Below are 15,513 nucleotides of genomic sequence, written 5' to 3' on the forward strand. Positions count from 1 at the left end.
CTACCCCGCAGAAGAATGGAGACCATCCAACCAGAGTTTCGCCGCTTTGCGTCTCAAATGGTTGTCTGATCTCAATTCTTCTGCGATTTTTATCTATCTGTCTGATGCGCTTGTCCTTCCTTAAAAAAATGTATGAAATTTTTAACAAAATTTCATACAAGAGGAAGGCAACTGCTTGGAATATTTCTAATGCAGTTGCCCTGTCCATATATCCGCGGCTTCGGTGAGAAGCGATTCGGTCATTTCCCAGCTCATGCAGGGGTCGGTAATGGATTTACCGTATTGGCTCTTTTCGGAGCACTGCTCCGGCGAGACACTACCTGCCTGAATAAAGCTTTCGAGCATACAGCCGCGGATTGCCTCAATCTGCGGAGCCTCCAGCCTCAGCCGGAGACTTTCGAGCAGGATGTCCCGCTGCTTTTCGGGCTGCCGCTGCGAGTTACCATGCGAACAGTCAATCAAAATCGCCGGCCGTATACCCTGTTCTGCCAACAGACGGCAGCTTTCTCCTATTGAACGTCTATCGCAGTTTGCCCCATGCACGCTACCCCTCAATACGAGGTGCGCATATTCGTTGCCGCTTGTATGCATTACGGCGGGGCTGCCGTTTTGCATGAGGCCTAGAAAGGCATGCGGTTCCCGCGCAGAAACAATCGCGTTTATCGCCGTACCGATATCGCCGTCGGTAGGGTTTTTAAAACCGACCGGCATCGACAGCCCCGAAGCAAGTTCCCGATGTATCTGGCTTTCGGCGGAGCGCGCACCGATAGACGCCCAACTGATAAAATCCGCAGTGTATTGCGGCACAATAGGATCGAGCAGCTCCGAAGCGGCCGGCAGTCCCAGTTCTGTAATAGCGCTCAGCGTTTTGCGCGCTGTTTCCAACCCGCCGGTAATATTAATCACTCCATCAAGCGCGGGTTCTACAATTAAGCCGCGCCAGCCTAAACCGGTACGCGGCTTTTCAAAATACACCCGCATAATAATGCAAAAGGTATCACGGTATTTTATCCGTAGACGCATTAACCGATTCGCATAATCGAGCGCAGAAACAGGGTCGTGGATGGAACACGGACCGGCAATCAATAAAAACCGCTTATCGGCGCCGGACAAAATCGCCTCCACCTCTTTTCTTCCGGTTAATACCGTCCGGCATGAGGCATTCGATACCGGAATTTTTTCAAGCATCTGCTGCGGCGAAAGCAACGGATGCACTCGCTCAATACGCCGATTATTCAAAAGCGGATGATTGTTCATAGCTCGAAGTTACTCTTCAATATCCATAGTGTCATCCGTACTGTCCGAAGTTCGTGCAATGTCGATCAGCGTAAACAAGAGAATGACGAAAAGCGGACCGAGCACAATTCCATTCAGTTTAAAAAAACGGATACCGCCAAGTATCGAAAAGAAAATCAGCAGCGGGTGTATCTGGATGCGGTCTTTTAAAAACATCGGCCGTAAAAAGTTATCGACTGAACTGATAAAAAAACCTGCGATACAGAGAAAGAGAATCCCTTTGAGTACACCGACCGTTAGCACTATTTCTATCCCAAGCGGTACCCATACCAACGCGCAGCCGAAAAAGGGCAAAAATGAGCTAAAAAAGGTTAAAAAGGATAAAAGCAACGCACCTTCCACCTGAAAAATTGTGTACACGATAAACGCTGCTGCAAATTGGCATATCGAAACGAGAAAGTATCCCATAAAAAGATTGGTGATAGTGTCTTTTATCTTTGCCGCCAGTTTTTGACCTTCCGACACCTGAATCGGAATAGCCGTTACAAAAACCGAAGCGAGGTATTGCCCGTCAATAAACAGAAAATAGAGCGCAAAGCACATAAACAAGAGCGAAAGCACAAAATTACCGATATTTTTTGCAATACTCGTCGCATAGCGGACAATCGTATTTGCATATTGAATAAAAAAATTCATCAGCTCTTTTTTTACATCGAATACCGAAAGGTCGATTGTTCCCATCGAAATCTGCATAACCAATTCGTTCAGCGGCGCGTCTTTTTCCATTCTCAATAACTGCGGATGTGTAACAAAAAAGTTCATCATTTTCTTTACGAACATCTGCCCCTGTCCAATCAACTTTATGGCGAAAAAGAAGAGAGCTCCGGCAACCACTATGATAATACCAACCGAAAATGAAGCGGCGATAATTCTCTGCTGCATTTTAAACCATCGGGACTCCGCGTTCAGCTTTTTCAGCAATTTATGATACAGCGGTCCAAACATAATATAGAGGATTGCCGACCATAACAGTACACTCGCATAAGGCAGGAAAACCCGCGCTACCAGCACAACGGTAATCGCCAGAATGATAAAAAAAGAAACGGTTTGAAACTTAAGCGATTTTTGCATGCTTATTTTGTTCCACCTGCTGAAATTGAAGATTCGATATCTTTAAAATACCGGACGGTTCCAACGCGGAGTTCATCGGTTGCCGGTTCGTCGCACACGATGATTGCGTGCGGATGCAGTTGCAGTGCGGAAATCGTCCAAATATGATTAACGCTGCCTTCCACCGCATGCCGCACCGCCCGCGCTTTGTTATAACCGGTTGCAAGGATCATCACTTCTTCCGCAGCGGTAATGGTGCCGATTCCGACGGTCAGCGCTGTCTTGGGGACAGCCGCCGTATCACCGTTAAAAAAACGAGCATTCATCGCAATCGTATCCTGAGTCAGTGTTTTCTGCCGTGTACGGGACGAAAGGGAAGACCCGGGTTCATTAAAGGCAATATGCCCGTCTGCTCCGACCCCACCCATAAAGAGATGAATTTTTCCGTATTGTGCAATCGCCGCTTCGTATTGTTTGCATTCCGCTTTAGGATCTTTTGCCATACCGTCTAAAATGTGAATGTTTACAGGGGAAATGTCGATATGCTTAAAAAAATTTTCATGCATAAAGTAGTGATAGCTTTGCGGATGGTCGGGGGATAAACCGACATATTCATCCATATTAAAAGTAACGACATTCTGAAACGAAATGCTCCCTTCCCGATGCCGTTTAATCAATTCTTTGTAGACACCGAGCGGAGTAGAACCGGTCGGCAGGCCGAGAACGAACGGCTTTGACGCCGCCGGAGCAAAGTCCGTAATTTTTTTACAAATATAATCTGCCGCCCATACGGAACAAGCATCATAATCGGGTTTTATAATTAACCGCATAGCTTCTCCTGTAACCTTTTTAGTTCTTTTAAAATAAATTCTTTTTCAAATTTCCTTTTATGACGGTTGCAAGCACATTGAACTGCTTATCGAATACGATAAGATCACCTTTGTATCCCGGCATAATGGAACCGCGTTTGGAATACCGCATAATTTCCGCCGGATTTGCAGAGCCGAATCGGACGGCGGTCTCTACCGGAAAGCCGAAAGACACAAGATTTTTAACCCCGCGAATCATCGAAAGGCTTGAACCGGCAATAACTCCATCCCTTTTACGGTGAAAACATCCGTCTTGGAGTACAACTTCTTCTCCGTTCGCAACCAGCGTACCCTTATGCTGCTCCGTCGGCTTGAGACTATCGGTTATTAAAACAATCTTGTCGATCGGCTTATCCCGCGCCAAAAGCCGGATTAAGTCGGGATGAACATGGATACCGTCTGCAATAATCTCGCAGGACATTTCAGGATGGATTAAAATCGCGCCGACAGCTCCCGGGTTACGGTGGTGCATTTGGCTCATCGCATTAAAAAGATGTGTTGAATGTAAAATCCCCGCCTGCATTCCTTCAAGCATATTCTCGTAGAGCGCATTCGTATGCCCCGCCTGCAACACAATATTTTTCTTAATGCAGTAAAGCGCTAACTCGCGCATATTTTTAAGCTCGGGCGCAACCGTCATATTGACGATATTTCCGTTTGAGGCAGCCCAAAACTTATCCATCAAATCCAAATTGACGGGGCTGATTGCGGAAGGGCTTAACGCTCCGGGTTTTTCCGGCGAAATGAACGGACCCTCAAGGTGCAGCCCCATGATGGTCGCACCTTCTTCATGCCCCATTGCATCGACAATAGCGCGGATACATTCGGTCATATTCTCCGGCTCTGTCGGATACAGCGTAGGATTAAAGGCTGTTACGCCATATTCGGCAAGTGCCTTTGACATTTCGAGGATGGAATCCGCAGAACTATCCTCCGTTCCAAAGCCCGCAAAGCCGTGAATGTGGGTATCGATTAACCCCGGAGCAATATACGCTTTATCGACATCGATGATACGTACTTCCGGAGAAAAACGTTTTTTTAAAAAGCGGCGCTCGCTAAAGACATCTTCAATCTTGCCGTCTTTAACATAGACACATCCGTTTTCCATTAATGAGTAACCGGTTACTACTGTCGCGTTATGAAAACAAAGTGCATTTTCCATGACTTTCTCCGTGATTTGATCGATTTTATCAAAAAAATGTTAAAAAGCCTAGAGCTCATAAGGCAGCTGCATCAGGCTTCTTGTAGAAATTCCCCGAAGAATCAGGAGGCTATTCAACCAGAGTTGAACCTCTTCGCGGTTCAAATGGTCTCACAGTCTCCTGATTCTTCGGTATTTGCTTTACTCCACCTGATGCAGCCGCCTTATTCTTAAATAAAATCGTACGAAATTTTTCAAAAATTTCGTACAAAAGGTGAGCAGCTGCATCAGGTTTCTGACAACTTCCGTACTGACCGCATCAGACATTTTCCTAAAAAAATGTATTTTGGGATAACACTTTATTAGAAAGTATGTTATAATGATTTAATATGGATTCTCAAGGGAGCAAATTTACACCCGGTTTACGCTTTAAACGACAGAATATGACTATCGGAGCACGAAATCGGGTAATAAAAAATATTTATCATCTCATGAAAGCGCACCGTTCATTCTTGATTCTCGGTCACGAAAGCCCTGATGAAGATTGCTATGCCTCGACAGTTGCGGGAGCGTTGTTGCTGCGCAAATTTAATAAACATGTCAGCATTTTTTTAGAATCCGTGCCGCCTGAAAACCTTAAATTTCTCAATTCCATCTGCAAATATAATAAGATTAATGTGTACTATGGAACAATGTCGGCGATCCGTTCCGTCGAAGTGCTCTGTATTTTAGATACACCAAAGCCGGATATGATAGCCGCAAACGGCTGTATCTATGATTTCCTGAATACCTCATCTATTCCAAAACTTGAAATAGACCATCACTTTGATTCCGATGCAGCATATATCGGAGATCCCGCCTATTCTCTCGTTCTTCATGCGTCAAGCACTTGCGAGATTTTATGCAGAATATGCTATAAATTGGCCAATCATCCCGAAATACGACAGCGCTACAGCATCGAAGAGCTCTATTCGCGGAATCTGGTGCTGACGCTCCTAACCGGTATGCTTGGGGATGCAAAAATGGGAAATTATATTTCCAACCCGCACGATAAAGAAGTTTTTGACTATTTTTCCAAACATCTCAATTTAATGTTGCGGATCAGCACCCATTCATCGGGGCGAACGAAAAAAATCGAATCGATGGAGCGGCTGCTTGATGTGATGGAGACAACCGATGCCGAAACCGAGGAAATCTATCATACCATTATCAACCGCGCCAGATATACCGGACATATTGGAACGATTATCTTGTCAGAAGATGAATCGAATGCTTTCTTTAAAAATATCGAATACCCACAGTTTATCGGCATGATTAAGGAAGCAACCAATGCCATTGCGGAGAAAGCCGACGGCGTAGGAATTTCCGCTTATTATGATTCTCCTGCTAAATCAAATAAAATACAGTGCCGAATCCGCGCCAGCGAATCCTCACGAGGTATTGATTTACATCCGGTCCTTACTCATTTTAAGATTACCGACGGAGGCGGACATCCCGGCGCTATTGCCTTTAGGCTGCCCCGCGAATCCGGAAACTCGCTTTATACACTGCTTGAAGACATCCAATCTTTTATTAAACAAAACATATTGGTATGAAGCAAAATTTTCAATTATTAATGGAACAAACCATCGCGGAACTCGGCAATTTCTTTACCGCTGAAAAGCCGCCGCGTCTTATGCTCCATTCGTGCTGTGCGCCATGCAGTTCTTCGGTAATAAAACGACTTGCCGGATATTTTAAACTGACGGTGTTTTATTATAATCCCAATATTGATACCCAACTCGAATACCGTACACGGGCGGATGAACAAATTCGTTTAATTGAACAGTATAACACGTCAAAAAAATTTCCCTATCAGATTGACTATGTGATACGGGACTATAGCCATGAACAATTCCTCGAAATTGCGGAAGGCTACACGGATTGCCCTGAAGGCGGAGAGCGCTGCTTCCGCTGCTATCGGCTTCGGCTTGCCGCAACGGTACGCGAGGCAACGGCTGAAGGTTTCGATTTTTTCTGTACAACGCTTTCGCTTAGCCCGCTTAAAAGCGCAGCAAAAATCAACGAAATCGGTATGGAGCTTGCCACGGACAAGTGCCGGTGGCTGCCGAGCGATTTTAAGAAAAAGGACGGGTATCTTGAGTCTATTAGACTGAGCAAGGAGTTGGGATTGTATCGACAAGACTACTGTGGCTGCGAATTTTCCCGCACCTTTGAAAATAGCGACACCGTCTACGGCGTTGCTGCACAAAAATAAATGCTCGACGTACAACAAGTACGCCTCCGCTTTATTTTTGTTCGCGCCTTGTATCCAGTACCGCTATTTTCAAAGGCTAACAGCAAATGGTATTTCAGAACCGCCACGGATGGCGGTGGTTCCACGCAGTAGTAAGTTTTTCGTTAGAAAAACTTATCGTTGGCAAGCGTACACGGATGTACACTTGCCAACAGCGCCACGGATGGTGGTGGTTGCAAGCAGTAGCAAGTTTTTCGCTAAGAAAAACTTGTCGTTAAAAAACGTACACGGATGTACGTTTTTTAACAGGCTATTTCAAAAGGCTTACGGAAAGTCTATTTACAAAGAGTTTTCAGAACGAACAAGGATGTCCGTGGTTCCAAATAGCTGCAAGTTTTTCGCTAGAAAAACTTGTCGTTGAAAAGCGTACATGGAAGTACACTTTTCAACATGCCTGCGGGTGTTTTTTGTTAAGCGACAACGCAGATGCGACGTATATTTTCAAAAGGACAGGTGCTATCGGATACTTCGCAACAAGGACAGTAACTGAGACATCTGCTGCCCGCGCGGGTCGGTACCGTCGACGGTTTTTTCAGCCTTGTTGCCGGTCTTTGCCGGATCGGTGTAAATGAGCACCGCCATATCGCCCTTCGTCATCCTATCGTAGTACCCCTTGCGCGTAAGCGTTCCTTCGGTAAGGTCTTCCGAAACACGCCCTATTGTGAACGTCCCGAGTACGTCTTTTTCGTTGTACAAAAGCCCGATGCCTTCATTCGCAATGGTGAGCGTTCCCTTTTTGACGATTTCGATAGTATAATCGGTAAAGTCGCAGTCGCCCGAACCGATATCGATAACCGCTTCCGCTTGGGAACGCCCGACGATGCTGCCGATAACCGGCATTGCCTGATTAAACAAACCGATGATGCGTCGTACAGCATTGCCGAACCGGTCATTACCCGACCGGTACACCGTTAAGGTTTCCGCTTTTGAACCGGTACGTCCGACATAGAGGTCAAGTGTAATCTGTATATCCCGCTCGTTTTCTTGCAAATTGACGATACCGAAATAATCATTTCCGGCAGTGCGCGCCTGTCTGAACGCTTCCATATACGAACTGGGACCATCCAGATGAGCGGAAACCGCAAAACGGCGGTTATAAGAAAGAATATCGTTTATCAATGCAGCGGTGAGTTTTTCCGCTTCGGGATGAAACACATTGGCTGCATTTACCTGATAAAAAAGCCCGACGGAAAGGTGTGCCTTATTTAAATACAGCGGATCGATCTTCCATCGGTTCCGCACCGAGTGGTCAAGCATCTTACTGTAGGCCTCTACCGTGTCGTTGATTCGGGCGGTGCTTTTTTCGATGGACTGAATAAATTCAAGCTGCTGCACGGCGCGCTCGTAAAAGCCCTGCCGCATCAGGATATTGGAGTATGCTTGCCGGCTTTCCGTGTCATACGGATACACTTTGAGGGCGCGCCGGTATTCATATAAGGCTTGGTCGGTCATGTTGCGGTTTAAAAAAGCATCACCCTTTATGCGATGCGCACCGGCGAGTTCTTTTCGCTGCGTATCTTCAAACTCAAAGGTCTGAACAGCAATATCCTCAAGCAGGGTGCGCATCAGTTCGTTTTCGGTATCGACGGAAAGTCCGATTTGCGCGGCTTCAAACGCTTGTTTTTTTTGCGAAAGCTTCATTAAACAGAGCGCTTTTACATACCACGCATCGGCACGCTTACGGTCGCCCGCAATGCGCAAATCGGCTACGGACATCGCCTCGCGGTACCGGCCGGAGCTGTATAAAAGCGAACATAAGAGCGCCCGTGCCTTGTCGTAGTTTTCGTCGATGGTAAGCGCTGCACGGATGCGGCCTTCCGCTTCCTTTAGGTTTCCTGCAAGGGCTGAAAGGTAACCGGCAAAGTAATGCACCTGCGCGTTATCCCCGTGGTATTGCAGAGCGCGGCTGATGTAACTCTGCGCCGCTTTAAGATTACCCGTTTCGTGGCTGAGCAGGGCAAGCGACAAAAGCGCTTTGCGGTTCTCGCTCTGGCGGCGGAGCGCGGCGGTGTACAGTTCCGAAGCGCTGGTTAAGCGGCCGCCCGTTACCTCGATTTCCGCCATTCCGAAGCGGGCGTCAAGGTTGTTCGGGTAACGGTTCAGAATGCCGGAAAAAATCTTTTGCGCGTCTTCGATACGCCCGATACCGATCAAAATAAACGCATAGAGGTTTTCGATATCGACATCCTGCGGAGAGTAACGGCGCGCCTTTTCCGCGTAGACAATAGCCTGATCATATTCGCCCAGTGCGTAAAAACATTCGGCTAACCCCCGATACACAGCATTATAGGCGGGATTTTCTTTTAAGGCTTGTTGATAAAGCTCTATAGCGCCGTACCAGTTTTCATGGTATTGCAGCTCCTTCCCTTTCTCAAAAAGCTGAATGGGAGAAGCCAAAAGAGGCAGCGCGACGCAGAGCAGAAACACACTAAACAGACTATTTTTACGCATAATTGTTATCCTTAATTGTATACCGACATCCGCAGCGACCGGAACGGCTTAGTGATCATCATCCTTAACCGCTGCGATTTTTACCGTGTTTATTTTATGCCCGTCCATATCCTGAACGATAAAATCAAAGTTCTTCCATCGCACTTTTTCGTAACGCACGGGGATTTTTCCGAATAAATCAAATACAAACCCGCCGAGCGTTTCAAACTCATCGGAGGGCAGCTCCGTATGCAAACATTCCGCCAGATCATCCATATCGACACGGGCATCGCAGAGCCAGAGACCATCGCCGATGGAAGCGATATCTTCCCCTTCATTATCGAATTCATCCTGAATGTCGCCGACAATCTCTTCGATAATATCTTCCATGCAAACAATCCCCGAAATACCGCCGTACTCGTCGACCGCAATGGCAATATGCACATGACGGCGTTTAAATTCCCGCAATAGACCGTCGATACGCTTGGATTCGGGTACAAAAAACGGTTTTCTGATAATCTTTTCCAAATCAATCGGTTCTTTTTTTGCGAATGAATTGATTAAATCCTTCACATACAGAATTCCTACTACATTATCGATCGATTCGTCATAAACCGGAAATCGCGAATGACCGCTTTCCGCCACCCGCGTCAGCAACTCTTCCGTTTCCATATCCAGCGGAATAAAATCGACGTCAATCCGCGGAATCATCACTTCTTTTACTGCGGTGTCGGAAAGGTCTACCACCCCGCGTATCATATCTTCTTTTTCTTCATTGAGCGCTTCCTGTAGAATCTCGGAAACTGCCCGCTTTTTTTTCAGTTTATCAAATATCCCCATACTTATTCCTGATAGATAACCGTATTATTATATTGCTTGAGTATTTTTTCCTGTAATTGCAGCATCTCTTGCTGAGGGTCGTTGTCGCTGTGATCCATCCCGCTCAGATGCAAAATCCCGTGTATCAGCAGCCGTTTTAATTCTTCATTCATCGTTACATTAAAAGTTTCGGCATTTGAGCGCAAACTATCGAGGCTAATTACAATATCTCCCGCATTAAAACGCACGTTTTCGTCTTCATCATCGTATTCATCGCCCTGCTCAAAAGACAGCACATCGGTCGGCGAGTCGATCTGCCGGTAGGTTTTATTCAGCTCGTGAATAAACGCATCGCGGCAAAATACAACGGATAAATCCCAATTCGTGTGTTCAAGCTGTGTAAGTACCGCATCTAAAAAAGGCAGAACCTGCATACCCCACTTCGGTTCGGGGATGTCCTGCCATGTAATTGCAATAGTATTCATGCTATTCTTCCTTGTTGCCCTTCCCGTCCGACTGTCCCTGCATTCCTGCCGCGGTTTGCTCCGGCGCCGCTAATCCGAGGTCTATTTGTAGGTAATTTTTTACATCGGGAGAAATGCTTTTCTCAAGCGGCATTTCCCCCTGCGCTGGAGTTCCCTGCTGTACCGATTTTTCGTCGGCAGTCTTGTCGGCTGTTTTTTCCGGCGAGGTATCCTGCGGTGCGGCTTTTTCGTCGGCAGTTTTGCTGTCTGCGCCTTCTTTTTCGTCGGGGTCTTTTTGATTCGGATACTTGATACGGGAATGATAATACCCTGCAAGCGTCGTTACAAATGATTCTTGGATAATGCGCAATTCCCGCAGCGTTAAGTCGCAGTTATCAAGCTGTCCCGATTCCATTTTCGCCTTAACGAGCTTTGCAATAAATTTTTCCAGCCGCGGAACCGACGGATGATCTAACGTCCGGCAGGCGGCTTCGCTCACGTCGGCAAGCATGACCACGGCGGCCTCTTTGGTGCGCGGCGGCTGCCCTGGATACGAAAAGTCCTTGGGGCTAACATTGGGATCGAGTTCTTTCGCCTTTGCATAAAAGTATTGCACCAGTGAATTACCGTGATGCTGCCCGATAATATCGATAACTTCGCGGGGCAGCCGCATACTTTCCGCCTTCTCCACCCCGATTTTTACATGACTACGGATGATAGCCGCCGAAAGCCGCGGGTTTAAATCCAAGTGCTTATTATACGAAGTTTGATTTTCGACAAAATACTCAGGGTTCGCCATTTTACCGATGTCGTGATAATACGCGCCGACCCGCGCCAACAGCGCGTCTGCCCCGATTTCGCGGCAGGCTGCTTCCGCCAATGTCGCAACCATCATCGTGTGGTTATAGGTGCCGGATGCCGCCAACAGCATCTGCTTCATCGTCGGGGAGTTAAGGTCGGAAAGCTCCATCAGGCGGAAGCAGGTCGGCGTATTCATCCGGTCTTCCAAAATGGGTAAAAAGCCGAGCACAAAGATACCGCTGATAAAGCCGTTTATCACCGAGCCGAGCAGCACAAAAACGAAGTCGCTGTATGAATCGGGAAACACTGAACAAAGCACAAAGGTAATAATCGGATGGATGAGCGCAAGCTGACAGGCAGTCTTAATTAAATCCATTCGCCGTCCAGTCAAATTCATCAGCGATACGGACAACAAGCCGGAGAACAGCGCAAAAAGCGCCGGTTCAAGTTTAAAACCGGTTGCCGTCAGTACAATCAGCATAATAAGGAATACCATCCGTATCGCAATCCGTGTGGAAATAAGCGTCACTACCAGCATAGCCGTCAGCGCCGCCGGGATGAACGGGATAATATCGAGCGCCTGCACAAGGGATAGCGCTTTTGCCGTAAATAGAACGATAAGATACACGGCAAGCGAAATCAGCAATAAAAAGACTTTTCGGCTTTCTTTTAATCGCTCCCCTACTGTCTGCGCCGAACACATAAAGACGCCGATTATATAGAGGCAGAGAATAAAAGCGGAAAGCCCCAAAAATTTACTGATGTCAAGATAATTTCCCGCATCGGAATAGGCTTGCAGCTGCCGGTAGTTTTCTGCGGTAATAATAAAGCCGCGTTTAATAATCTTTTGATTTTTTTGAATGGTAACGATTACCGGCTGAACCTGTTTAAGCGCTTCCTGCGCCCGCATTTCCGTTTCTTTTTCATCGTAAATAATGGTCGGCTGCAAAAACGGCCGAATGAGGGCTGCCGTTATGGCGGAGTCAAGACTTGCATTCAGCGAGCGTATTGCATTTTTGATATATGTATCGAGATTGCCTTTTTTAATAACCGCACTCGTCTGAATATTGATGTACTCACGGTTATTTCCGCGTTGCACTAATAGCGTCATCTCCGTTTGATTAAACCCTTCGAGTCCTTTCTCGGGAAATTCTGCAATACCGACCGCCATAATTTGTTTGACGATTGCTTGAGCGGCGGCTAAAATAGTGTCAAATTGTCCTGACTTTTGCAATTTTTTCAAAACTTGGGCATCAAATAGCCCCGGATATTGTTCCTGCACACGTGCGTCAAAAATTGCTTCCGCATCATTATGCAACGCAAGCATAAACGAAACAAACTCATCGTATTTTTTGAGTGTTTCAGATACCAGTTCCGCGTCCTGCCTAAAAATAGGTGTAATCGTCTGCAATCGGGCAGCTTTTCTGATCTCCGTCGCAGACTGATCCGTATAGGAAATGTTCCTGCCTGCAACGACATCGCGCTCGGCAACTCTTCCTACGGCAAATTCGTCAAGATTTAAGTAGGCAAGCCCTCCGCGGTCAAGCGTGGTAAACAGCATCGCTGCGATAACAACAAAAAAACTTACAATAAAGAGGATGGAAAAAACTTTTTCAGTTCGAAAACCGTCTATAATCTTGCGGAAAAAGCCCGCTACGGACGGCAATACTACAGCTTTCATATATCCGGAATTGTTTTCGTCTCTCATTCGGTGACTCCGCTATAATCTGCAAGAGTTGAGTTATCTTTTACATTTACGGTGTTATTGTTTTTCATACGCATTAATAATCTTTTGTACCAACGAATGACGGACTACTTCATCTGCAGAAAATTCAACGATTCCAATTCCATCGATGGTACGGATTAAAGAGACGGCATGGACAAGCCCCGATTCGGATCTTCCGCGGATATCCGACTGGGACGGGTCTCCGGTAATAATTAGCTTTGAACCTTCGCCCATCCGCGTTAAAAACATCTTCATCTGTTCTTTTGTCGTATTCTGCGCTTCATCCAAAATCACAACGGCATTGTGCAGTGTCCGCCCGCGCATATAGGCAAGCGGCGCTACTTCGATGGTATTAGACTCTTCCATACTGCGCAGCACATCGGCAGGCAGCAGCGTTTCCATAATATCGAACAGCGGACGCAGATAGGGATTAATTTTCTGGACAAGATCACCGGGCAAAAATCCGAGGCTTTCACCCGCTTCCACCACCGGGCGGGTTAAAATCAGCTTACGTACCTTATGGGACAGCAACATTTTTAACGCAAGCGCCACCGCAATATAGGTTTTCCCCGTACCGGCAGGACCGAGTCCGAACGTTATATCGTTTGCATAGATGGAGTCTATCAGCGAGGCCTGCTTTCTATTCTTGGGATAGACTGATTTTATGCCGCGCGGAATATGAATACACTGCGGGCAGAAGGCCCCTCCTTGCGGCACGCTATTGGCAACACAGGAAGCAATAAAATCGGCAGAACCTTCCGACGTAATTTCGGGACTTTTCAAAAGAGTGTCGATGAGTTTTTGGAACCTATTGCAAACCGCTTGATCGGACGTTACAACCGTTACCTCGTTTCCCCGGCAGATAACGGGAACGCCCAAATAGGTTTCAAAAACCTGTAAATTCTCATCATTTGCGCCGCATAAAGAAGACAGCACCGTTTGATCTTCCAATACGATTGTATATGAGGTATCCAAAAACACTCCTTTAGCGATAACCAAAATAGAACAAAATAAGTCTACAATGAAGATAGGGGATAGTCAAGAAGTTTCAGAGGAAGGCAACCGCTTAAAATATTTCCGATACGGTTGCCCTGATATCCTATACAACCGCATTCGGTTACGGATAGGGCTTATATTCGTTAACTATGCTGATCTGTGTAGACACCGAACGCCCCTGCGCCAAATTTTCGGCTATTTTAAGCGCTCTGTCGATACATGCAACGGAATCCGCAACTCCGTGCAGCACAATCTGCGTATCGGAAACTTCCGCATCCAAAAAATAAATCGGAAGCTCTTCTTTAAACGCAATCACATTAACAATCCGCTGCCCTAATAACAGTTCCGAAATACGTTTGAGTCCTTCCTGTTCTTCCGCCGGTGAAATAGCTTCCTTACATGCGTGCGTAATAATACTTGCGGCAAGCGGCGCCGTAGCGAAATCGGTATTAATAACGAGTCGATAGTGAGTAGGATCCTCCGGTTTCATATCAAAAAAGCATTTGTGAAAGCCTTCGCGATTGGCATCGCTTTCTGCCATCAAAGCGCGCGCTCTTTTTTCCGACCAATCGAACTCTTTCATCAACCGCGCAATTCGGATATCATCGGAAGCGACCAGCCGTACCGCATAACAGCCGGGGATGCCGCGCAATAGCGCAAAGCCGCCGCGCCCGATAAAAATGCTATTTCCTTTCAGTGCATATCCGTACACGATCTCCCGTAAATAATCAAAATAGGAGTCGCGGTTGCGAGAAAGCGATGCCCAAAACCCGGGTTTTCGCTCGTCATAATGCGCAAGGCTCTCTTTAGAAATTCCCTTGCCAATCAGATCTTTCTCGAGGTCTTTTTTATCGATAAACTCGTAGCCGAGCGATTTCGCCAGTTCTAATGCCGTTTCATCGCCGTAAGAAGCTATTTGCCGTGAAATTGTGATAATTGCCATAAAGCCTCCTCTTCTATAGAATAAGGCTAAATACTCATTATGTCAAAGGAAGGTTGTACTTTTATGCAAAAAAATCCTCGTCTTTCATGGAAACCCGTTTCTACAAAAGAAATATGTACCACACGGGTATTTTCCGTCAACGAAATTACCAGTATTTCGCCCGACAACGAAACAAAGACGTTTTCTACATTGTCCGCGCCGGAATGGGTTATCGTTATTCCTCGCATTACCGATGCGAACGGTCGGCATTATTTTTTAATGGTAGAGCAGTGGCGGCACGGTTCGGCACAGCTATCGATCGAATTTCCCGGCGGCGTGGTCGACGAAGGAGAAACGCCGGAACAAGCGGCGCGGCGAGAGCTGCTTGAAGAAACGGGAAAAACGGAACACAACTTAACGTTGCTCGGCGAGGTATACCCCAACCCTGCGATTATGGGAAATAAAAGCCATATCTATTTTGCAGATTGTGAATCGAATACGCAGGCGCAGCATCTTGATGAAGATGAGTTTTTAGAAGCCGAGGCGGTTCCTGTCGATGAGGTATTGAATAAGATGGGAACAGCCCCTTACGACCATGCGCTTATGTGTACCGCGCTCTTTTTTTATTTACGAATGCATCCTTGCCGATGATGAGCAGGGATATAAAAAAACCTCTAAAAACGGTGGTTTTTAGAGGTTTTCA

Annotated in this window: 13 protein-coding genes; 3 read left to right on the forward strand and 10 right to left on the reverse strand. The window is 46.6% G+C overall.

Annotated elements, in window-relative coordinates; genetic code table 11:
* Nucleotides 1–186: 186 nt before the first annotated feature.
* The 4 genes from ABK01_RS09200 to nagA are packed head-to-tail and all read right to left on the reverse strand — an operon-like array spanning nucleotide 187 to nucleotide 4,377.
* Nucleotides 187–1,257 (reverse strand): 3-deoxy-7-phosphoheptulonate synthase, encoded by a 1,071-nt coding sequence (locus ABK01_RS09200; RefSeq protein WP_212565181.1) that lies wholly within the window; start codon nucleotides 1,255–1,257, stop codon nucleotides 187–189.
* 9 nt (nucleotides 1,258–1,266) lie between these two features.
* Nucleotides 1,267–2,367: an AI-2E family transporter gene (locus ABK01_RS09205; protein WP_212565182.1), complete on the reverse strand. Its 1,101-nt coding sequence runs from the start codon at nucleotides 2,365–2,367 to the stop codon at nucleotides 1,267–1,269.
* Between the two features lie 2 nt (nucleotides 2,368–2,369).
* Nucleotides 2,370–3,176 carry a glucosamine-6-phosphate deaminase gene (nagB, locus tag ABK01_RS09210; RefSeq protein WP_212565183.1) on the reverse strand — a complete coding sequence of 269 codons (807 nt, stop codon included), beginning with the start codon at nucleotides 3,174–3,176 and terminating at the stop codon, nucleotides 2,370–2,372.
* A gap of 28 nt (nucleotides 3,177–3,204) precedes the next feature.
* The gene (gene nagA, locus ABK01_RS09215) at nucleotides 3,205–4,377 is read right to left on the reverse strand and encodes an N-acetylglucosamine-6-phosphate deacetylase (protein WP_212565184.1); all 1,173 of its coding nucleotides are present in this window, start codon (nucleotides 4,375–4,377) and stop codon (nucleotides 3,205–3,207) included.
* Between the two features lie 368 nt (nucleotides 4,378–4,745).
* Here nagA and ABK01_RS09220 point away from each other — a divergent pair, with 368 nt between their 5' ends.
* Together ABK01_RS09220 and ABK01_RS09225 are read left to right on the forward strand one after the other, a co-directional pair.
* The gene (locus ABK01_RS09220) at nucleotides 4,746–5,951 is read left to right on the forward strand and encodes a DHH family phosphoesterase (protein WP_253675420.1); all 1,206 of its coding nucleotides are present in this window, start codon (nucleotides 4,746–4,748) and stop codon (nucleotides 5,949–5,951) included.
* Nucleotides 5,948–6,613, forward strand: coding sequence for an epoxyqueuosine reductase QueH (locus ABK01_RS09225; RefSeq protein WP_253675421.1), 666 nt, complete (start codon nucleotides 5,948–5,950; stop codon nucleotides 6,611–6,613). The genes ABK01_RS09220 and ABK01_RS09225 overlap by 4 nt, the downstream gene beginning before the upstream one ends.
* 495 nt (nucleotides 6,614–7,108) lie before the next feature.
* Here the strand turns inward: ABK01_RS09225 and ABK01_RS09230 are convergent, their stop codons facing one another.
* The 6 genes from ABK01_RS09230 to ABK01_RS09255 form a co-directional block, all read right to left on the reverse strand.
* A complete protein-coding gene (locus ABK01_RS09230) occupies nucleotides 7,109–9,103 on the reverse strand; it encodes a tetratricopeptide repeat protein (RefSeq protein ID WP_253675422.1) in 1,995 nt (664 codons plus the stop codon).
* Between the two features lie 48 nt (nucleotides 9,104–9,151).
* Entirely contained in the window at nucleotides 9,152–9,922 is a 771-nt protein-coding gene (locus ABK01_RS09235) for a hemolysin family protein (protein ID WP_212565187.1), read from the reverse strand.
* A 2-nt stretch (nucleotides 9,923–9,924) separates the two neighbouring features.
* Complete coding sequence (gene ybeY, locus ABK01_RS09240; protein ID WP_212565188.1) at nucleotides 9,925–10,386, reverse strand: rRNA maturation RNase YbeY; 462 nt, start codon at nucleotides 10,384–10,386, stop codon at nucleotides 9,925–9,927.
* A 1-nt stretch (nucleotide 10,387) separates the two neighbouring features.
* Nucleotides 10,388–12,874, reverse strand: a complete 2,487-nt coding sequence (locus tag ABK01_RS09245; RefSeq protein WP_212565189.1) for an HD family phosphohydrolase — start codon at nucleotides 12,872–12,874, stop codon at nucleotides 10,388–10,390.
* A gap of 54 nt (nucleotides 12,875–12,928) precedes the next feature.
* Entirely contained in the window at nucleotides 12,929–13,867 is a 939-nt protein-coding gene (locus tag ABK01_RS09250; RefSeq protein ID WP_212565190.1) for a PhoH family protein, read from the reverse strand.
* A gap of 142 nt (nucleotides 13,868–14,009) precedes the next feature.
* Nucleotides 14,010–14,831 carry a cytidylate kinase-like family protein gene (locus ABK01_RS09255; protein ID WP_212565191.1) on the reverse strand — a complete coding sequence of 274 codons (822 nt, stop codon included), beginning with the start codon at nucleotides 14,829–14,831 and terminating at the stop codon, nucleotides 14,010–14,012.
* Nucleotides 14,832–14,894: 63 nt separating this feature from the next.
* Between ABK01_RS09255 and ABK01_RS09260 the strand changes: the two genes are divergently transcribed.
* On the forward strand, nucleotides 14,895–15,461 hold the full coding sequence (locus ABK01_RS09260) for an NUDIX hydrolase (protein WP_212565192.1): 567 nt from the start codon (nucleotides 14,895–14,897) through the stop codon (nucleotides 15,459–15,461).
* The last annotated feature ends 52 nt before the right edge of the window (nucleotides 15,462–15,513 follow it).

The organism is Treponema sp. OMZ 305, from assembly GCF_024181325.1.
Taxonomy (GTDB): Bacteria; Spirochaetota; Spirochaetia; order Treponematales; family Treponemataceae; genus Treponema.